Raw genomic sequence first — 19,275 nt, 5'->3', positions numbered from 1 at the left:
TCACGGTCGCACCATGCTCACGGTCAAAGCACTCACCGCGCTGAGAAGTACCGACGGGGCTTGGCCGAGATCGAGAGCGTGCTGGTGCAGCACGATGCCGGAATGGCGAACCATGTGGCCGGCGTGCGGTGCGTTGCCTTTCGCGTACACGAGGTGCCCGTTCTTCAGCCCGAGGGAGGTGCAGTACGCCAGCATCTGGTAGAGGTCGGCATCGGGATAGCCCTGCGGTCTGCCCGCCTTGTACTTCGCGTCGGCCACAGCCAGCGGAACTCCGGACTCCCCGTACCAGACGAGGTCCGGTCGCATCCGGATGGCGCCGCCTTCATCCAGGTGGATGTTCCTGGCCTGCAGTGTGGCGTGCCCGCCGTATGCAGTCAGGGCCTCGCGGAGCGCAACGCAGACGAAGTCCTCGAAGACCTTGTTCATGTCGAAGAGGAAGCCGTTCATCCGCAGCCCGCCCGGCAGATGCTCAGCCGACGCCCCGTCCAGCACCAGGCCTGCCAGATGGAGGGCGTGGTGATACCGGGCGTTGAGACGGTTCGGCTGCCATCCCGGGACCGCCTGCCCCCTCACGAGTGGGGTGGCGTCCCCAAGTCTTGCCCGCTGGTGCATCAGACGCGTGCGTACGGCTCGGGGCACGCCGGGCAGGCGCAGCAGTCGTTCAACTCCGGCCCTTAGGATGCGATTCTCAGCGATGTCCGTGGTGAACTCGTCGTACGCGATCTCCACCGGTAGCGGGGCACCGAATCGGCGCCGGATCTGCTCGGCTTCGCGGATCCGGCCTCGTACGACGAACGCCGTGGCTTCGGTGGGCCGGTAGCCCTGCAGCAGCCCCTGCCGTAGTGCCTGGTCCGTCTGCCGCTCCACTGCGTGGGCAAAGGCGGGCAGCAGTTCGTCGTGTCCGGCGGCGTCAACCGCTCCGTCCCGCCAGCCGCGCGGGTCGAGGCTGTAGCCAAGAAGGAAGAACAGGCGCTCGATGGGCACTTTGGGCGTGATCCGCAGCCGGACGGTCTCGCCTCCAGGGACGTCGAGCGCCACGGCCCCGACCTTGCTTCCTGCCCGCAGCCGCCACAGCGCCGGCTCGTACGGATCGGGTACGGCGTCCACGATCTTCGAAGCGGCCAGGGCCCGCCCTGCCGCGTCCGGGAGGGACACGACTTTCGCCGGGGCGTGTTCGACGAGGTGAACTTCGGTCACGGCGTGCCGGGGCCTTCGATGGAGTCATCCGCTTCCGGTGCCCTGCGCGCGGCCACGGCGGCCTGTAGCGCCGCCAGCCCGTACCGTTTCTCGATGTCCACGCCTTCCCCGTAATGGTGTTCTTCCAGCAGGGGCAGGATCTTTGTCCGCCAGGTGCGTTCCAGTCCGCCTTCGCGGTAGACGCCAGGTTTCATCAGGTAGGACGGCCCGAGCCGGAAGTCGGCGTCGTCGATACGGGCGTTGAGGGCGTCGAGCAGGTCGGCCGGTTCGGCGTCCTTTCCCTCGCCCTCCAGCCAGCGCCTCAGAAGTCCGCTGGTGGGCTCGGTTCTCGGCGAGAGCTCCACGAAGGCGAACCGCCGTCGCATCGCCGCGTCCACCAGCGCGATGGACCGGTCGGCGGTGTTCATCGTGCCGATCACGAACAGGTTCCGAGGTAGGGCGAAGTCCTCGCCCGAGTAGGTGAGCCGCACCGACTTCTTGCGGTACTCCAGCAGGAAGTACAACTCACCGAAGACCTTGGCCAGATTGGCGCGGTTGATCTCGTCGATGATCAGGAAGTGCGGGATGTGCCGGTTGCCCTCCAGGCGGGCGAGGTCGGCCAGTTCGCGCAGCGGGCCGGGGGTCAGCCGGAACGCGACCTCGTGTGTGTCCGGGTCTTCCCGGGGCCGGAACCCTTCGAAGAAGTCCTCGTAGGCGTAACTGGGGTGAAACTGGACCAGTTTGACCTGCTCCGGGCCGCCGCCTAGGAACTCGGCGACTTCCTGCGCGAGGTAGGTCTTGCCCGTTCCGGGCGGCCCGTAGAAGATCAGCTGACGTTCGTCCCAGAGCAGGTCCCGTACCTCGCTCAGCCACTCGAGCTTGTCAACGTTGAGCTTCCTGCGCAGCGCCTCATCGGGGTGGGGGAAGTCCAGTTCACGGCGGGCGGCGATGGCCTGAAGCGCGACGCCGGAGGTGTCGGCGGATTCCTCGGCCGCCTTCTTCAGTTCCTCGTCAGAGAACCAGAGCCCGTCGAGGATGCCCTTGACTGCCGTCAGATCGACCAGTTCGTGTCCGGCGTTCAATTTCTGCTGGAGCTCCTCCGGGAGCTCTTCGTACGGATAGCCCTCGCTCCACTCCACCGGGCGCCGCAGAACGCTCCGTCCGTCTTCTGCGGCGACCTGCTCCGCGTTCCCGGTGATCTCACCCACGTACAACTTGCCGCCGGGGAACACGCAGACGGTGTCACCCGGTCTCATCCGGGAGAGGAACGCATGAAATTCGTCGACGAACCGGGCCTTCTGGCTGTAGGCGACCGCGGATTCGTAGTCCTCGTCCACGATCGCGCGCAAGTGCTCCTTGCTGACGCCCGGGGCAACCCCTGGCCTCAGCCGGTCCGCGGCAAGCGTCACCCGTCCCTCAGTCAGCCACTCCTGGTCGGCCGAAGCGATGTCGGTGACGTTGGGGTCGCGGACCAGCCAGGCTCGGCTGGGGCCGGCCGATGCCTGTTCCAGGAAGTCGGCGAGCGGCCGACCGTCGGTTGTCTTCCACTCCAGCCAGCCGTTGGCGCTGCGGCCGAGGAGGATCTCCGCCGCGGCGGACGGTGAGTTGCACTCAACGTCGCTGACCACCTCGAGCCACCCGGGCCAGGTCGTCGTCTCCTTGATCGTGCCCTCTTCCCTCAGTTGCTCCCGCAGCCGGTGGGAGGACGGCATCCGCAAGGGGAAGGAGGGTACGACCTCGGGGCGGGCCGGCGAACCGGCCAGGACCACCATCTTCTGGCTGCCGTTGGTCCCCTTCTCAGTGAGCAGCCGCCCGCGCGCCGACGGCCCGCCGTGCGGCAGGCGCAGCAGGAACTCCGGGTACTCCTCGGTCATCCGTCTCCTCAGTCGCTCAGGTCAGGTTCAGGAACTTACGCGAGACAAGGTCCTGGCCGCTCAGAATGTAGTTCGGACGGTCCCGGCAAACCGGCCCTCGGGCGCAGCTGCGGAAGCCGTCATCTGGCCCGGACGGCTGCAAGGCGGTCCCCTGACACGGCATTCGGGCATTCTCCGGGCGGTGCGTGCCCGGATCACAGCCGTAGGAGCGTTTCCGGCCAGCGATCGGAGCCCGGATTGCCTTCCGAAGCGGGCTGCGCCCATGATCTGTTCCGATGGGGCACGATCATGAGGGGGAACAGTGAGAAGCGGAACGACAGCGGCGACGGGGAAGCCGCAGGCGGAGCCTCTGCCCGCAGCACTGGGCATGTCAGTGACGGAGCTCGTACAGGCGGTGGGCGGCTTCGAGTGTGACCCGGCCGAGATGGTTCGAGCCTCGGTGCGGACGGCTGAGCGTGCGTTCGCCGAACTCGACGCGTGCGACGACGTGATCGACAAGGCCTCGGAGGCCGGTGGGAAGGTTGCGGGCCGCCTGCGTGTCCATCTCTCGGCGGAGGCCGCTGCGGACATCCCCGCCGAGTTGGAGGAGCTGGAGACTGTCGCTGCCGGGGTGCGGAGCACCGATGAAACCCGTCGGCTGCTGAACCGTGTACTGGGCAGGGAGAACCGGGATGCGTTCACGCCTGTTGCTGTCGTCCGCCTCACCGCTGACGGCCTCCCCAAGCTCCCGTCTGCCTACGCCGAGCCCGACGACTATTCGGATCTGCTCGCGGTGGCCGGCCGCGAAGAGCAACTGAGGCCCCTGCTGAAACTCGTGCACGCGGAACGGATCGTTCGGGTGGCCTTACATCTGGTGACCGTAGTGGACCAGGTCGCTTCGGTCGGCTTCGCCGACAAGCGATTCGCCGGTGAGTCACTTCGCGAGGCATGGCACTCGTACGAGTTGTGGCAGAGGTGCTTGGCAGAGCGCCGACGGGATCTGAGCTAGGAGTATCGACAGGCCAAAGCCTTCCGCTTCCGTGACAGACGCGCTCACACAGTTCCGGTGATCTTGAATGCCGCCCAGAACAGCGGATTCTCGGCAACCTGTTGGTCCAGGTAGCTTCGCCAGTCCGGATGCACCGAGTCAATGGCCGATTCGGCGGAGAGCGCGGGCCCTGTGCGAGAGGGCGCTCGCCACTGATGTCCACGGAGGTAGCGGACGGTTTCGGCGTGAGCGGTGTGGGGGTCCGCGCTGGCACCGAGATGCGCGTGGAGCAAAGCAGAGAAGGCGATACCTTGCAGGTCAGTGATGCCCCACAGGGTGGAGATGACCGCTTTTGCGCCGCGGGCAAGGAACGCGGACTCGATGCTGCGCAGGGTCTGTACGGTACGACCGGTGCCTTCATGCGTGCCAGTTCTGCAGGCGTTGAGGATGACCAGGTCGACGCTGGAGAAGGCGCCATCGGCGAGGATCCCGCCCCGGGTGAGTGCGGCTTCTCCGAGTGAACTGCCTTGCAACGCAAGTCCGGCAGCCCAACGATCCGGGTGCGTAAGGCCATGTGATGCGACATGGACGATTCGCGCCCTGGACATCGCGCGCAGAGCACGGGCCGGGGTCGCCTCCTCTTGCGTGAGTACTTCCACGCTGTCGTGAAGGCCGGCGATCAGGTCGGCTTCGTACAGCGGCCCGCCGATCGGGGCCAGGTCGGGAATGTGGCCACCGCCGTGCGCCACCACTAGCACCTCAACCGCGGCTACATTCCGCTGGGACCATTGGATCGCGGACACAAGACGGGCTGCAGGCGCGTAGGAGACGTAATCAAAGGCATCGTTCAATGTCAAAGTGCGCGCGCTGTCGAGTGGAGCGGCATGCAGCGGCAGTAGCTCCAGCGGAGCCGTGGGGCTGAGCAGCAGCCGACGGAATTCATGGGGCGCGGCCATCTCGATGATGGCCTGCGCCAGCTCACCGCACACGGTGACCAGCTGTTCCAGATAGTCGTGCCAGATACGCCCGGGGTCATCCAGTGAATGTCGTGCCCATTCACTCACCGCGTCAGCGAGATACGTGAGGGGGAACTCCTCGCACGAAACCAGATCGAAGCGCGAGCGGCCCGCACGAGTCCGGCATGCCGCGAGCTGCAGTCTGCCATGCCGGTTGATCAGGTGGACGAACACCGTTTGTTCGTCCAGCAGAGGATTGTCAGGGCGGTCATTTGATCTCGCCTTGCCGTTCCGTCGGTCCACAGCCGCCCGGAGGAGTTCCAGAGTGCGCTGCCTGTCCTCGACAGCGGCCTTCAACTCCGCTTTCACCTCATGTGCATTTTCCCCGTCGAGCAATCGGGTGGCATGTCGAGCACGCACTCGAGCGAGGTGACGTGCGGATCTCATGAAATACCGGTACTCAGCAGCGTCGGACACCAGGGCGAGCTCGTCATGAATATCCTCGCCCTTCGCGTTTTCGCAACTCCGGAAAGCCACCTCTGCGGCCTGATCGTTGCCTTCGAGGGCAATCCTCTGCTTCATCGTCTGCGTCTCATCGCCGACAAGCCGACGAAGTGCTGTGATCGCGGCCTCTTTGCTCCGGGCGCGCACCCCTTCCGGCATCGCGAGCCAGATGCTGCCCACGGCCTGAAGTTCGCCGTCGCCGACAAGCCGGACGACGCTGAGGCGGGCATATCCGACGGTCGCGAGATGCAGAAGCTCCCAGGCGTGTTCCACCCAGGACAGGGAGTAGGTGTACGGGGCTCTGAGCGGAGGGCCCGGGTCATCCAGGGGCGTGGGATATACAAACCACAACCTCAGGCCGTCGTCGTAGTCCTCGACTTCGAAGGCGTACTGGGCGCCCGGCTCCATCAACGCCTGTGTGGCGGCGAGATGCGTGTCTGTCTCGGCTGCAGCCAACCAGACAGGGTGAGGACCTGCCTGTGCATGGAAGAAGCGCGTACCGCAGGTGACGATTTCCTCGACCATCCAGTCGGGCACTGAAGAATTCGAGGCAAGGGAATTCGGTTCCCACAACAGAGCGTCTTCCAGCATCAGTTGGGCTTGATGCAAGCCCCTGCCCTCAACCAAGCACTCTTCTCCGTACCGATCATCGCTCGTCGTGGGCGTCATGAGCGTGAACTCATGTCCCGTCAGATGGGATCTCAGCTGATCCATCTGGGCATCCCACGCATCGAGATCCTTGCGTAGACCCGCCGAGATCTCTGCTGAAAGATTCCTGACGCGACGCACCGTCTCTTCCAGATCGATGCGGTGGTGCAGGCGTTTCGCGACCTCCGTGAGGTCCGGTCTGTCAGCCAGCCCCGGCCTGGCTCGCAGGAAATCCTCAGCGATGGTGATCTTCATCCAGCCTCCGGCGACGAGGGCGTGCATACACGCCTTCGCCGTTCCGGTGGCGGACTCCTGAAAGAAGTCCGGAGGCAAGGAGGCAAATGGATCTACCGCGTTGAGGAGGACGACTTCGACATGCCAGTCCGGAACGCGCCACACCCTCGTGAGCTCATCGTGGACCGTGTCCACCGGATGAGTCGACAGCCGGCGCCCTGCCCACAACTCGACGAGCAGTTCATGGAGGCCGACCACGTCCCACCACCGCTCCCACGGCGCCCCACGCCTGCGAACCGTGCGCAGGACAGGCATGACGAGGGTGCCTACCACGACAGATTCGGGCATCCCGGGGACGACGAGGCCGGTCGATCGCAAGTGATCGCTGATGGTCTGCGGAGAACTGCCTCTGATGTCCTCCACAGCGATGCGGAGCATCACGGCAGCAAGGGCCAGTTGATCATCCGCGACCCACGAGGGGAACATGTCGGAACGGCATGCTTCGGGCCGGAGCTTGCGACAGACCTGAGCTGCCAGGCCGTCGACCCAAGCGGTTCGCATCCGTAACAGGTTGTCTCGCATCGGTCGACCCCCGGCATCCCCAACGATGAGCAATTACCACGGCAGTATGTCTGTGGCACCTGCAAGTCACCGCGAGATCGCGGAAAATCAGGCCGTCAGGGTGCGAAGCTCCCGCACCCGCTGTCCGGAAGGATCCACGGCGATGCCGCATGCGCCCACAACGGTCACCCAGGTCGTGATCGTTCTTCTCCTGGTACTACCCGGCGTGACCTACCAGTTCGTCCGCGAACGCGCCCGTGGTCTGACGCCAGGTCACAGAGATCTCGGAGAGCGCATACTCCGAGCGGTGACGGCAGGTATCGCTCTCGACACCCTTTACGTCCTGCTCGCCGGCCCATGGTTGCTGCGCCTCGTCTATGACCGTCGCCAGGGCTGGCTGGCCGGCGCGGCCGACAACCCTCGCGTCGCCGCGCTGACCGCGACAACCCTGTTGATCGTGGTGCCGGCCGTCGCCGCGTGGCTCACCTCCCGGCTGCGCTCGCGAGGAAGTCGATCCACCTATGATCCGGTCCCCACGGCATGGGACAAGGTCTTCCAGCGTCGGAGCCACTGTCTGGTACGTGCTCGTCTGAAGAGCGGTACCTGGATAGGCGGCTATTACGGGGAGAGGTCCTACACGTCGAGCTACCCGGAAGCCGCAGACCTGTATCTGCAGACCACGTGGGCCGTGTCCGAGACCGGACTGTTCGAACGCCCACTGGAACATTCCGGCGGGATCTATATTCGGATGGATGATGTGGAGTTCCTCGACTTCGTCGAAGTACCTCCCGTGACCGACGACGGAGACGGAGACACGACAGGTGACCGAAACGCGACCGCAGTTCGACCCCAACGAGAAGAGGGGGTATCGGCCCGTCGGCAGCCGTCCCGAGCCGACGCAGGCTCCGCCCACGCCTCCTCCGATCGCTGAGCCGGACACCGGCACGGCCGGCGAAGAGTGACGCGACAGGCGTCCGCCGTACACAGCGACCGCGTATTTCGCCGTGGCCAAGGTCATGGCCCATCATCACCTGAGTTGACCGGCCCCTCCTCCCTTCGGTGCGTGGTCTAGCGTGACGATGAACACCTGCCCCGGCTCGCTTGTCCCGAATGTGAGGCCTCACGTGCACATCGCGCCCCTCAGCCCCGACGACCCAGCCGAGCTGGGCGGATACGAGCTGCTCGGGCGGATCGGGCAGGGCGGCATGGGTCAGGTGTATCTGGGGGAGTCGCCGGGCGGGGAACCGGCCGCCGTGAAGGTGATCAAGCCGTCCGTCGTGGACTACGAGACCCGGCTGAGGTTCGCTCAGGAAGTGGAGATCCTCAAGACGGTCTGGGGGGCTCGGATCGCCGCCCTTCTGGACGCCGATCCGGAGGCGGACCCGCCGTGGCTGGCGACCGAGTACGTCGAGGGGCTGGACCTGAGCAGGCATGTGGGCAGCCACGGCCCACTCGACGCCCTGCTCACCGCCTCGCTCGGCGCGACGCTCGCGGAGGCGCTGGCGACGGTGCACAAGCAGGGTCTGCTCCACGCGGCAGCGGACGGTCGTCGGGGGCTCGCCGTCGCCGGCGACGGCAGCGTCCTGGTAGCACCGGGGACACGTCACCGTGCGGTCCTCCAGCCCTGCAAGCTCCGAACGGAGGCGCGCCATGCGCTCGTCCACATATGCCTGAATCCGGTTGAGGCCCTGGCGGACGGCGCCATATCGTTGTCGGCCCGGGAACGGTCCGACAGGCCTAGGACGGGAAGTAGTTGCTCGTCCACGAACGCAACCAGGAAGTCCAGGACGGTGGCAGCAAATGGTTCGATCTCCTCGCGCCTGGCGCTCAGCCCGTAGTGCTGAAGTTTATTCCTCAGCCCATGCAGTGATGCGAGGGCGCCAGCGCCCTTCGAGGAGATCTCCACGCCGGCAATGTCCCGCAGCCGACGTACAGCCTCTGCCGATCCGATGCTGTTGAACTCGCCCTTCGTGTACCTGTCCCAGGTCACGGCGTTCGTGATTCTTTCGATCACCAACGTCCAGTGAATCGCCTCCAGTCGGGCCTTGAGCAGCACTTCGGCAGCAGCTTCCAGGTGCAGCACGGCGTACTTGAGGGCGCGGGCGCTGGGCGCCTCACCTTCCTCGTCGGGCTCCAGATGGTCCACCACGCTGACGAGGTAGTCCAGGCCATTGTCGACAGGTGGGAACGCCAGGTCGGAGCCCGGGATGTCGGCCGGCCGCCACACCGGGCTCCCGAGGTGCTGCGCATCCCTGAGCCGCGTGAGCCAGTCCTCGGCCTCCGGTAGCTCCGTGGCGAACTCGTCGTCGTTCACAGTCTTGGTCCGTCTCTCTGTCGGGTAACCGGTATGCCAGGGAGAACATCCGGCAAGACCACTGCATCCATGGTCCCCGAGGCTGCACGGGTAGGCAACGATCTGTAACGATGAACAGCAACCAGACCACGCACACTCCGCCGCAGGCACCTCACGGCAGTCCTAACTGCGGGATGGAACGACACGTGATTCCACGTCGCCCCTACCCAGGCAGACGCGTCATCCGCCCTTCGCTGCAGGGACTTTTCAGGAACTTTCAGCCCTGTCTGAGGGACTTCCGAGGGACTTTCCGCTGCCTAACGCAGCAAGCCCCCGAAAGATCGGAAAGGGCCTCCGACGCAGGTCGGAGACCCTCTTAATACTCCAGCTGTAGATCGTGATCTTCATGTCTGACAGGCGGCTTGTCGGTGGTAGTGGCTGGTTCTGGATCGGGCCTGGTGGCGGCGCCGCCAGAGGGACTAGCGCAGCCGGTGGACCGAATCGGGAGCGGGGCCAACGAGCGCCGTGAACAGCCGCTGGATCTCGTTGCAGGTGAGCGGGACCAACCCGTCCGGAGCGGGATGGCGGGCATGTTCTGCCGCACGGGTGACCGCCAGGAAAGCGTGCGCGAGCATGGCCAGGGTGACCCAGCGCGAGGTGAAGCGGCGCACCTGGTGCTCGTCCAGTCCCGCAAGACCCTTCCCCGATTGGAATGTCTCCTCAACTCTCCATCTCGACCCGGCGACATGGACCAGCGTGGCAAGGGGTGCCGGAGCGGGCGAGGAGCAACGGTAGTAGGCCCGTTCGCCGGTTGTACGGTTGCGGCGGATCAGCAGTTGGTGATGATTCGGTCCGGAGTCTGTCGGCCGGGACCGGGGTCAAAGGGCACCGCTTCTACGACTGGGCAGTCATCGACTTGGCCGCTTCTTCAGGTCGCCGGTCTCGTCGACGACGAGACTGCCCGCTCGTCGTGCAGATGCTCCACGACATAGTCGCGTACGTCGTCCCGAACCACGTCGGTGTCCCAGGACGCCCGGCACAACAGATGCTGCATGCCATGCGGTGTCGCTTCCCCGGCCCACTCGGCGATCGTCCAGCAGTTCTTGCGCGGCAGGTCCGAAAGCAGCCCGAGCACCAGCCGTCCCGCCCGGCGCCGGGCCTCCACCCGCGCGAACCGTCCGGCTATGCGTCCCATCAGGCCCTCGAACCCCTCCTGCCAGCGGGCAGGGTCTACGCTGTGACCTGCGGCCACCGCATGATCGTTTGTCTTCACACACTGATGATCAACGGTGGCCGCAGCCATACCGGGCAGGAGGAACACCATGCAGATCGCTGGCGTCGACATCTACGTCAATCACCCCGTTCTGCACCTCGGGGCAACCGACTGGGTGCCACTTTCCCTCGCTCTGGACGCCGCCCCTGCAGCCAGTTGCGACACCCACGTGGCCGTCAGGGTTCGACCCCAAAGGGGCCTGATCAAGGTGCGCCTCTTCGTACCGACTGATGACCCGCAGGTCCAACGCCCGGACCCGGCGTTCACCACCGTCTTCGACGGCCCCCTCCTGCTGTCCGACGGGCGCATCGCAGTCGGCGATGTCGAGCAGCAGACCCGCTTCGTGCACCGAGTGGGCGACCGCGGCCAGTTCAACGTACGCGTCGCCGTGAACGCACCGGGGCCAGACGCCAGCGCCATCGACGTCGTCATCACCGGCTCGAGCAAGTGACCCGCGAGACGCCCATTCCAGCATGAGACCGCTCAACTCGAGGTGGCCGCCTCCTCAAGATCACGATCTACAGCTGGAGTACTAACCAGGGGCAGACAGGACGCCAGCCGCCTGAAGGGCTACGAGCGCCAGCGTCGCAGTAGCGAAAAATGCGGTTCCACCGTAGGAAGCGCTAGTCAGCACCTCCTTGCCGGCGGCCTGCGCCACGTTCGAAACGAACAAGCCGATAACGGCCCCGACAAGTAGCGCGATTATCACGTACAGCCCTGCCACCTAAATCTCCTTAACCAATTCAACTTCGTCGGTTCGGAGCGTTTAGGAATCAGTTCGCTCGTACGGATTCCGTCCACGCCAAAGAATGCCTCTTTCAGGCAGATTTCCTTGGCGGGGTCGGCAGACACGATACCCCGACGCGCACGGCATCACCAACCGTGCAGCTCAGGGCCGCACTTGGCCATAATCACCCAGGAGGAAAGCACATTCCCACCGCACAGCACGAGGTCGTCAAGCCCCAGAAGCTCGTGAACGCCGCAGTCGGAATGCTGGAGCAGGAGCTTCTCATCCCGAACCTATTCCAGAAGCAGGGCGTCGACCAGCTCAAGGGTGCCGAGAACGACACGATCAGCATGAAGGTGGAGGGGATTCTCCCCTTCCACGACTACGCATGGCGCAACGACCGAAGCTCCCCGATCGTCTTCGACGAGTACGCGGAGCGGACCCTCGCAGTCACCTTCGGCGGCAACGTGTACTCGGCCCGTCAAGCTTACCGACGAGCAGAATGATTTCGACATCGACAACTCGTCGAAGCTTCTGCGCCCGCAGTCCAAGGCCATCGCTCGCGGCCTCCAGCACCGGGCCGTCAACATGCTGACCGGCCAGGCATACAACGTCACCATCGGGAACGCCGGCCAGGCACTCCGCGGTGCCCTCATTGAGGCCCGCCGGGTTCTCAACGCCTTCCATGCCCCGAGGGGGGCCGGTACCTCCTGGTGGGTACCGAGTTCGAGTCGGCGCTCCTGAGCGACGAGAAGCTCAACCTGGCGCAGAACGTTGGTGATAGCGAGGCCGAGACCGCGCTCCGCACCGCCTCGATCGGTCAGCGCTTCGGCTTCAACATCGTGGTCGACCAGACAATCCCGTCCGATGCGGCCTATGCGTTCTCCTCGTCCGGCTTCATCTTCCTCTCCGGTGCACCGAGTGTCCCGCAGTCCGTTCCTTACGGCGCGACCACGAGCTTCGAGTCCATCGCGCTGCGGTGGGTCCGTGACTACGACCCGCTCTACATGCAGGACCGCTCAGTCGTGAACACGTACGCCGGATTCCGATCGGTACCCGACGTGCCGGTCGGCTGGGACCAGACCACCGAGAAGGAGATCGTCTCCACTCAAGAGCACTTCGTTCGCGGCATCAAGCTGACTCTCGACGGCAAGAGCGACTACCCCGAGGCCGCGAGCGAGCTGGGCCGGATCACCGGCGTCTCGGACGCGAAGGCGTGGACCCCGTCCGGCATGAAGGCGGAGACCGACCCGGCCAACGCCTAACCCAGCCGGTGGCGGGGGCGGGGATTCAGGCAGTCTCGCTGCCGCCCTCGCCCCCCGCCTCGATCTCCGCACGTTGCTTGTCGAGATGATGCTTGTGCCCAAGAATTACCAGGAGCTCTTCGACTGTTGACATGTCTGCGGGGTCAACGTCCGCGAGCAGGGGCACAAGGTCTCGCACGGGCTCGGGAACCTCGTCGTCGGGGCGCACTCCATACCATTGCTCAGCGACGAGTTCTTCTACGCGCCGCTCGGAGATCTTGAGCACGCTGGCAATGCCTGGGATGTACTTCGGCCCGGGTGGCGTCTCCATCTGGTAGTTAGCCATGTTGTTCCACCACCCCGCTGACCGGCTCCCCTCCTTGCCCCCTACCTCCCAAGTCTTTGCCTCCATCTGGCTGTAGGTCATCCCCCGGGCGTTACGTCGTCGCACTGCCTTGCTGAAAGCGTCATCGTCTGCGGCCACGCCTCCATCATTCAGCCAGATGTACAGTCTGTCTACTGAAATGGACAAACTGAGGTGACGTCCTGTCGATCCCACTGAACGAAGGAGGGCGGGTGTCTTATGCAACCCTCGACGAGCTGAGGGGCCGTCTCGACTGGGACCTCGACGCCGACGAGCTGCGGATCGCAGCCGGCGCGCCGGAAGACGCGTCCGACCTGGCGGCTACGTATGGCCGCGAGTGGCCCGAAGAGGTTTTGCCCCGCCTCGTGCGCACACTGGTCCTGAAGTCCGCCGCACGGTACGTACGCAACCCCAACGGCTACACCCAGAGCCGGGCCGGGGACGAGACGCTCGCCTGGTCCGACGCCCACGGCCGGGACTCCGGGTCCGTCTACTTCACCCGCGAAGAGATCCGGCTCCTGGAAGAGCTGGCCGGTCGCAAGCGCGGCATCGTCAGCGTGGCCGTGTCTGCGTGGGGAACGCGCGCTTCGAGCCGGGCCCGTTCCTCGACGAAGCCGAGGTGGAGCGGGTCAACTTCGCCAAGCACCGAGACATCGACCCAGAACGCGTGGAGTCGATCGTCATCGTCAAGCGCCGGGGGAAGAACTGGCGCAAGGCGTTCGTGCTGACCACGGTCGAGGCGTACTTCGGGCTGGATGCGTGATCACGACGACGCACGAAGAGGAAGCTGAACGCGACCGGCTGGTAGTCGAGTTGGGACGCTTCGACCTGAGCACAGCACCCGGCCAGGGCCTTGAAGAACTCGGATACGACGACAACAAGGGCTGGTTCGTCGGTCGGCGGCGCCAGCCAATCTTGGTCGATCAGGTCGCGCGATTCACTGCTTGAGCTTCCAGCCATGCCTCTACCTCCGACCAGCGGTAGCGCAAATAGCGGCCGACCTTGTGGGCTCGCGGACCCTGGTGTCGGTGATTCCATATGTAGACCGTATTCAGAGGTACGCCCAGGAAGTCGGCCAGCTCCTCCGCGCTCATCAAGGGACAACGGGCCCCCGCGCCACTAGCGGCTCCTTCCGCGCGGGCAGTGGTTCGACGCATGGGCACTCCAGAACGGTTCGAAGCGGGCAGGAAAGAACCACGTGTGCGGTATTCCGCCGTGGTGGTGCACGGAACGTTTGCATTAAATTCCGGCCAGAGCAAACAGAGGGACTTTCGACGAAATGCCTACGACTCTTGCGAACTCTCGAAGGACACCGGTGAATGCTTCTCTACCGCTCTGCACCCTTTGTCGCGAAGACCCCAAGAATGCATTTGACATCTTCAGCTCGCCTGGATCAACATCCAATTCACTCAGGGCGCGATGAACGGGCAGACAATCTCGCCGTCGACGATGGCCCTGATTAAAAAGAGTCCACAAATAGACTCAAAGGGCCGTTGGAAACTAGGAGTTGAGTCGATGCCGTACGACCGCTGGCACAAGTCGCGCCCGAAAGGCGGGGAGTCGACCTGCAAGGAACACGGCAAAGTCCCGACACGGGATCACGGGACGGGGAAGCGGTGGCAGGCCCGATGGCGCAACCGGGAAGATGTCCAGCAGACGGAGCTGTTCCGCACCGAGGTCGAAGCCCGCAGGCACGAGACCAAGATGCGGTCCGGAGTGGACGACGGCTCGTACATCAACCCTCGTGCCGGCGAGGTCAGGGTGGGTGAACTCGCCCTCACGTGGCTTAAGGGGCACGAACACAAGAATCCACGGACTTACCGACGCCACAAGGAGCGGATTCACCTGCACGTCGTTCCTACCGCAGTGGGGAAGATGCGCGTAAAGGACGTGAACGCCTCGTCTTTGCTGGACTGGCTGCACGACCGTCGCAGGCTGCTCGAAAGTTCCACGCTGCGCCTGGTCTTCGACAATCTTCGGGCCCATGTGCTCGCGCAGGGGGGTGGCCACCGCCCTCTGCTGATCTCTGTTGTTCTTCTCACCCGGCGGCAAGTCCGTCCGGGCCGAGCTGTCAGCGCCTTGAACAGTGTGTGGCCACTCATGGTGGGGTTTGCGCTCGGACGACAAGACCGGCAACGCGTATCTACGAAGCCCTCCGAGCCCACGGCCAATGCCGGCCTTCCTCCTGCCCAACGCTGCAGTAGGGCCGGCAGGTTCGGTGCGCCGTCAGGTGACCTGAACCGGTAGGTTCGATACTTCGGGCAGCTACGGTCTTCCTCAGCGCAGTCGACGGGCCTCAGGAACCCATCCCTTGCGATGGGCCGGTAGCCCCGGATCTGCGGCAGTAGCAAGAGCCTCCGTGCCCGGGGGGACTCAAGCTCCGAATCAGGAACGATCTCCCTGCCGGGCCCCTGACGGTCCATGAGAGCAACAGAGCCTCCTGTCTGCCGTGCCCTCAGACACGCATCCCCAGCTTCAGGGCAGCTTCGCGGGTCCTCTCGTCGGCCATGGCGATGAGTCGCTTCCGGCCGCCGTGGGTCTGGAAGTCCGCCCGCGACTTGGCCAGGAGGCTTTCCGCTCGCTCCGTCAGTTTGTGCGCTGCGTTCAGTGTCTTGATGCGGTCCTTGGTAAACCGGTTGGACGGCAGCGCGTGAACCACACCCGTCTGCGCACGGACGCTAGTGATCAGGCGGCGCACGGTCTGGCGCTGGGCTTCCAGCTCAGCGGCGCGCTGGATCGCGCGCGAGTTCGGGGACTGCCCGCGCCCGGAGCCCACGTGACTCCAGCTGGGCGTCGTCCGGCTCCATCCGGCGGTCCGGTCCTGGCGAGCAGACAGCCGAGACGCTGCCGGGTTGACTGGAGTAATGTGGCCGAGCTCCAGGAGGGAGAACAGCGCGACCCCCCTCTCGTCCGCAAACTGCAGGGCACTGGCCGTATAGCCGCCGGACGCGTAGAACAGCAGGTGGTGGTGCGCCTCCGCCACCCCCCGCAGTTCTCGGATGGGGCCGACACCGATCGGCTGACCGTAGTGCTTCACCTGCGCAATGGCATCGTGGGCGATCACGTCGATACCCCCGTCCGCACCGGAACCTGTCACCTGCGCCTCGGCGAAGCCGATACTGCGCATGTGGTCGACAGCGGCGAGCTCGGCGTCCTGCCATGTGCGAATAGTTCTCGCGCGGAACGTCCTCTCCTGTGAGCCGGTGGATTCCTTCGCATGCAAAGGCGTGGAAATCCGGCCTGGATTCCCCGGGTGTGCTCGGGGAATTCCGGAGGCGTCGCTGTCGCCCTGTGCGAGGTACGGAGGAGTGCCCGGGCCGTCGTCATCACCAGGCCGACCGGCGTCGATCAAAGCACGGGCCGGCACCGGCGAAAGGGGCTTGAGCTCCATCACCCCCTCTGGGCCGTCGAGCACGACCGCCTCGCCGAAACGCGACTGACTCCCACTCCCCAGGATGGTGAGGGGACGGCGCAGTTCCATGTGTTCCACCTTGAAGGTGCCCCGCCACAGGAGGAGACGATGACCGGTCAGCGCGCCGTGGAACCGGAGAGTGGTGAAGAGTGACTCGACCCGCTCACCGGGCGCCAGATGCGTCAGCAACTGCTCGGCCTGTGGTGAGTTGGCTACCCAGCCGCTGCCGCGGACAGCAGCGGAGGTACGAGGGTCGCTGCGGAGATTTAACACCATGCCATCTTGCATCAACTCATGCGTGCAAGCCGAGGGTTCCGGGGCGAAACCTTGCTCCCGGTGCGGAGTGCACCATGAATTCGTCGAATGCCCAGGCCAGCTTTCGACCCCGCCCGGTCGACACCGGGTATGCCGGCCTCTGGCGGCTTCTCCTGAAGTCCCAGGGAGTCCCTGGCCCACCTGCCCCGGACGGCCACCATCCTGCGCGCTGTTATCGAGGCAGCCTTCGATCACGACAGCGCCTTCAACACCCTGCGCGCCACCCACCACGGTCCCGGCCCGGCTGCCCGCCGCTGCTGATCGGCGCCTTGGGACGGGCGCGCCCTGCGCGCATTGCCGAACACACCGATACGTCTACGCCGGCAATGCGGGGAACACGACCACCGAGCCGTCCTTGTCGCGAGCAATCTCAATCGCCACGTCTGTCGGCCGGCTATTGACGGTGACGCCACGGCCCAGCTGGTGAATGCGGTGCGTCGCGCTCATGAGGCGATCCACTTCACCGGTCGTGAAGACGGGCGCCCGCAAGCCGCTCGGGCGTGCCAGCTCCAGTGCCGACAGGCGCACCAGGACACCGGCGATGCTCGACTCCATTTCATCGAGGCGCTGCTGATCGCGCCTGAGTTCGCGAGTGAAGTTCTCGAACGGATTGCCGTCGTTGCTCTGCGCGTGCTCGACGGCCTGGAGGACAACCACCCGCCGCTTCAGCGCGATGGCCAGGGAAGCCAGTTCGAGGTGGGTGCGGAACGTACCGCCATGGTCATCGACGCCGGGGAACGCCTTGGTCAGCGTGCCGAGTTCGACGGCCTCGCCCTCGCGCAGTCCGTCGAGCGCGCCTTGCCACCGGGTAGAGCGCCCGTCGGCCTTGCTCAGCGCCGTGTCGATGGCATGCACCGCCGAGTCGAGTCCCAGGGAGACACCAAGCTTGCCCCGGTCGAGCAGGATGGCCGTGGCTTTGTCGATGGCTCCACGGCAGCCGTCGAGTGTGCTGCGCTCGTCGTCGAGCTTCTCCTCCTGAAGTCGCTCAAGCAGTTCCGTGATGTGTTCGATGGCCTGTTGGCGCCTGCGGTCGGCGTGCGCGCTCACTCCCACCGCCACGGCCATGAGCACGAGCGGAGCGGCCACGGTGAGCGCCGTGCCGCCGGCGGCCGCGGCACCGGCGGTCGCACCGGCCCCGCCGGCCGTGCCCGTCGCTGCCGCGCCTCCGACCGGCACGAATCTCGGTTTGGAAGCGATCCTGCCCGTCGAATTCACGAGCTCACCGTAGATGCCGCCGACCGCCCCCTTCGGCACCATCGGGCGGACGATGCCCTGTCCCAACTGGGCGGCGACCTTCGCCGGGACCACCATGCGATACAGATTCTCGCCGGAAGCGGTCGCTCTGGCCGCCGTAAGGGAACTGCGCGTCGATTGCGTGATGAACTGGGACAAGTGCTGTGCCAGGGGACTCGCGGTGTCGAGCGCGATGCCCAGGCCTCGGTCGATCTCGTCGGGCAGCGGATGTACCTCCAGAGTGACGATCGGCTCGTCGGCCAGAGCGGCCAGCACTCCGCGGAGCTCAGCCAGGCGTTCAGCTGTCATCGACTCGCCCGCGGCCAATCCCGGCACTCGGACGTCAGCGGTCGCCAGCGTCCACACCGGCACGGTCGTCTTGTGGTCGTCAGTCATCGTCTCCCCCTTGTTCCCGACAGCAGCCTACGTCCGACATCGACTGCGACGACCCAACCCGCGAATCCGCCCATCCGTCCAACTCCTCCGGAGGCCCAGGCAACTGGCTCCCCTGACAGCCCAGCACCAGCCGCTGCCGGGCGCGGGTGATCATGACCTCGTACGCCATGCTCAAAGTCGCCGCCGTGGGGTCGGCGGCGTCGGAATCCGCGTCGGCGATAGCGACGGTGTCGAAGTCGGGGCCCTGGTGCTGGCGCGGTGGACGAGGACGACACCGGGGGCGGTCGAGGTCGCGGCAGCGACCGGACGAGGCCTCCGAGCCGTAGAGCTGGGTTCGTGGGCGAGGCCGACGCGTTCCAGGAGCCGCACCAAGTCGGCATCCAGGCGCTTGGTGTTGACGATGACACCGATACGGTCCCGCGGGAGCCGGGCCACCAGACCGGCGATGTTGTCGGCCAGGTCCTTGGTGTCGGAACAGTGGCCGACCACGGGCAGCGTCCCGTTGCGGAGGGGGATTTCGGGTCGGATGCAGTCTATGCGGAAGTGTTCGGCGAGGGAGGCGATCTCGCGGCTGTCGCGGTGGTTCCGAGCGATCTCGACGCGTCCCGTGATGCGGCCGAGAACGTCGGTGATCTCGTTGAGGGTGGAGTTCGTTTCCGTGAGGCGCTGACACCCGTCGGCGAAGACCGTGACGGAGACGGTGGCGATACGGACCAGCCGGTCGAAGCCGGGCGACAGGTCCTGGCGTTCGTCGACGACAAGATGCGGCATGGTCGCGTCGTCGGTGCCGAGTTTCCGGGCGGCCTGGCCCGTGAAGGCCGTCCAGTCGAACCAGCCGTCCTGGGTACGTGGAGCGCCGTAGTCGAAGTGGCGCAGAACCCAACCGTGGACGGTGGCGGCGGCCTCGACAGGGACACTCGGGACCGTGAGGCCCTGGAGCGGTTCCCGCACGAGCTGACGCAGGAGGTTGAAGCGAGACAGCAGCAGGGCGGGCCGGCCGGTGAGGGCGCAGCGTGCGGTGTGCAGACTCTTTGACAGGCCACCGCACTCTCTGGTCTGTTCCGCGACATCTGATATGCGGACTTGGAGCACGCCGCA

At 65.5% G+C, this 19,275-nt stretch carries 17 protein-coding genes and 1 pseudogene; 9 read left to right on the top strand and 9 right to left on the bottom strand.

Translation table 11 applies throughout. From position 1 onward, the window contains the following. Both ACIRJT_RS18220 and ACIRJT_RS18215 read right to left on the bottom strand, forming a co-directional pair. On the bottom strand, positions 1–1,197 hold the full coding sequence (locus ACIRJT_RS18220) for an McrC family protein (RefSeq protein ID WP_403910343.1): 1,197 nt from the start codon (positions 1,195–1,197) through the stop codon (positions 1–3). After that, a complete protein-coding gene (locus ACIRJT_RS18215) occupies positions 1,194–3,050 on the bottom strand; it encodes a DUF4357 domain-containing protein (RefSeq protein WP_403910341.1) in 1,857 nt (618 codons plus the stop codon). Before ACIRJT_RS18215 ends, ACIRJT_RS18220 begins: the two co-directional genes overlap by 4 nt. Positions 3,051–3,417: 367 nt before the next feature. On the opposite strand from ACIRJT_RS18215, the gene ACIRJT_RS18210 reads away from it, so the two are divergent. Next, complete coding sequence (locus tag ACIRJT_RS18210; protein ID WP_403910339.1) at positions 3,418–4,038, top strand: hypothetical protein; 621 nt, start codon at positions 3,418–3,420, stop codon at positions 4,036–4,038. 44 nt (positions 4,039–4,082) lie between these two features. Here the strand turns inward: ACIRJT_RS18210 and ACIRJT_RS18205 are convergent, their stop codons facing one another. Beyond that, on the bottom strand, positions 4,083–6,941 hold the full coding sequence (locus ACIRJT_RS18205; RefSeq protein ID WP_403910337.1) for a CHAT domain-containing protein: 2,859 nt from the start codon (positions 6,939–6,941) through the stop codon (positions 4,083–4,085). 142 nt (positions 6,942–7,083) lie between these two features. On the opposite strand from ACIRJT_RS18205, the gene ACIRJT_RS18200 reads away from it, so the two are divergent. Together ACIRJT_RS18200 and ACIRJT_RS18195 are read left to right on the top strand one after the other, a co-directional pair. After that, positions 7,084–7,851 carry a DUF6338 family protein gene (locus ACIRJT_RS18200; RefSeq protein WP_360502882.1) on the top strand — a complete coding sequence of 256 codons (768 nt, stop codon included), beginning with the start codon at positions 7,084–7,086 and terminating at the stop codon, positions 7,849–7,851. A 193-nt stretch (positions 7,852–8,044) separates the two neighbouring features. Next, a complete protein-coding gene (locus ACIRJT_RS18195; protein WP_403910335.1) occupies positions 8,045–8,758 on the top strand; it encodes a protein kinase in 714 nt (237 codons plus the stop codon). Positions 8,759–9,617: 859 nt separating this feature from the next. On the opposite strand, the pseudogene ACIRJT_RS18190 reads toward ACIRJT_RS18195, so the two are convergent. Next, positions 9,618–10,408: pseudogene (locus ACIRJT_RS18190) on the bottom strand (transposase). Between the two features lie 127 nt (positions 10,409–10,535). Here ACIRJT_RS18190 and ACIRJT_RS18185 point away from each other — a divergent pair. The 3 genes from ACIRJT_RS18185 to ACIRJT_RS18175 all read left to right on the top strand — a co-directional run bounded on the left by ACIRJT_RS18185 (position 10,536) and on the right by ACIRJT_RS18175 (position 12,478). Continuing rightward, complete coding sequence (locus ACIRJT_RS18185; protein ID WP_403910333.1) at positions 10,536–10,937, top strand: hypothetical protein; 402 nt, start codon at positions 10,536–10,538, stop codon at positions 10,935–10,937. Between the two features lie 431 nt (positions 10,938–11,368). Next, positions 11,369–11,719 carry a hypothetical protein gene (locus ACIRJT_RS18180; protein WP_403910332.1) on the top strand — a complete coding sequence of 117 codons (351 nt, stop codon included), beginning with the start codon at positions 11,369–11,371 and terminating at the stop codon, positions 11,717–11,719. 207 nt (positions 11,720–11,926) lie between these two features. Then, positions 11,927–12,478: a hypothetical protein gene (locus ACIRJT_RS18175; protein WP_403910330.1), complete on the top strand. Its 552-nt coding sequence runs from the start codon at positions 11,927–11,929 to the stop codon at positions 12,476–12,478. 25 nt (positions 12,479–12,503) lie between these two features. On the opposite strand, the gene ACIRJT_RS18170 is transcribed toward ACIRJT_RS18175, so the two are convergent. After that, entirely contained in the window at positions 12,504–12,884 is a 381-nt protein-coding gene (locus tag ACIRJT_RS18170) for a hypothetical protein (protein WP_360501188.1), read from the bottom strand. Positions 12,885–13,392: 508 nt separating this feature from the next. Between ACIRJT_RS18170 and ACIRJT_RS18165 the strand changes: the two genes are divergently transcribed. Further along, a complete protein-coding gene (locus tag ACIRJT_RS18165) occupies positions 13,393–13,584 on the top strand; it encodes a hypothetical protein (protein WP_360450599.1) in 192 nt (63 codons plus the stop codon). Continuing rightward, positions 13,581–13,769 (top strand): hypothetical protein, encoded by a 189-nt coding sequence (locus tag ACIRJT_RS18160; protein ID WP_403910328.1) that lies wholly within the window; start codon positions 13,581–13,583, stop codon positions 13,767–13,769. Before ACIRJT_RS18165 ends, ACIRJT_RS18160 begins: the two co-directional genes overlap by 4 nt. On the opposite strand, the gene ACIRJT_RS18155 is transcribed toward ACIRJT_RS18160, so the two are convergent. Next, a complete protein-coding gene (locus tag ACIRJT_RS18155; RefSeq protein WP_319755266.1) occupies positions 13,745–13,915 on the bottom strand; it encodes a helix-turn-helix domain-containing protein in 171 nt (56 codons plus the stop codon). The genes ACIRJT_RS18160 and ACIRJT_RS18155 overlap by 25 nt on opposite strands. Positions 13,916–14,336: 421 nt before the next feature. On the opposite strand from ACIRJT_RS18155, the gene ACIRJT_RS18150 reads away from it, so the two are divergent. Beyond that, positions 14,337–15,068: a hypothetical protein gene (locus ACIRJT_RS18150; RefSeq protein WP_403910326.1), complete on the top strand. Its 732-nt coding sequence runs from the start codon at positions 14,337–14,339 to the stop codon at positions 15,066–15,068. A 208-nt stretch (positions 15,069–15,276) separates the two neighbouring features. Here the strand turns inward: ACIRJT_RS18150 and ACIRJT_RS18145 are convergent, their stop codons facing one another. From ACIRJT_RS18145 to ACIRJT_RS18135, 3 genes are all read right to left on the bottom strand, one after another. Further along, positions 15,277–16,521, bottom strand: a complete 1,245-nt coding sequence (locus ACIRJT_RS18145; RefSeq protein WP_403910324.1) for a restriction endonuclease — start codon at positions 16,519–16,521, stop codon at positions 15,277–15,279. 342 nt (positions 16,522–16,863) lie between these two features. Then, entirely contained in the window at positions 16,864–18,177 is a 1,314-nt protein-coding gene (locus tag ACIRJT_RS18140) for a hypothetical protein (protein ID WP_403910322.1), read from the bottom strand. Between the two features lie 171 nt (positions 18,178–18,348). Further along, a complete protein-coding gene (locus ACIRJT_RS18135) occupies positions 18,349–19,269 on the bottom strand; it encodes a hypothetical protein (RefSeq protein WP_403910320.1) in 921 nt (306 codons plus the stop codon). Positions 19,270–19,275: the final 6 nt, after the last annotated feature.

The sequence above is a fragment of the Streptomyces sp. NPDC102283 genome (assembly GCF_044766265.1).
Lineage (GTDB): Bacteria > Actinomycetota > Actinomycetes > Streptomycetales > Streptomycetaceae > Streptomyces.
This window is presented reverse-complemented; position numbering and strand designations above follow the sequence as displayed.

Coding starts and splice junctions, on each gene's coding strand:
- ACIRJT_RS18215 (WP_403910341.1), bottom strand. CDS start 3,050: ATGACCGAGGAGTACCCGGAGTTCCTGCTGCGCCTGCCGCACGGCGGG.
- ACIRJT_RS18210 (WP_403910339.1), top strand. CDS start 3,418: ATGTCAGTGACGGAGCTCGTACAGGCGGTGGGCGGCTTCGAGTGTGAC.
- ACIRJT_RS18205 (WP_403910337.1), bottom strand. CDS start 6,941: ATGCGAGACAACCTGTTACGGATGCGAACCGCTTGGGTCGACGGCCTG.
- ACIRJT_RS18200 (WP_360502882.1), top strand. CDS start 7,084: ATGCCGCATGCGCCCACAACGGTCACCCAGGTCGTGATCGTTCTTCTC.
- ACIRJT_RS18185 (WP_403910333.1), top strand. CDS start 10,536: ATGCAGATCGCTGGCGTCGACATCTACGTCAATCACCCCGTTCTGCAC.
- ACIRJT_RS18170 (WP_360501188.1), bottom strand. CDS start 12,884: ATGACCTACAGCCAGATGGAGGCAAAGACTTGGGAGGTAGGGGGCAAG.
- ACIRJT_RS18155 (WP_319755266.1), bottom strand. CDS start 13,915: ATGAGCGCGGAGGAGCTGGCCGACTTCCTGGGCGTACCTCTGAATACG.
- ACIRJT_RS18150 (WP_403910326.1), top strand. CDS start 14,337: ATGCCGTACGACCGCTGGCACAAGTCGCGCCCGAAAGGCGGGGAGTCG.
- ACIRJT_RS18145 (WP_403910324.1), bottom strand. CDS start 16,521: ATGCAAGATGGCATGGTGTTAAATCTCCGCAGCGACCCTCGTACCTCC.
- ACIRJT_RS18140 (WP_403910322.1), bottom strand. CDS start 18,177: ATGACTGACGACCACAAGACGACCGTGCCGGTGTGGACGCTGGCGACC.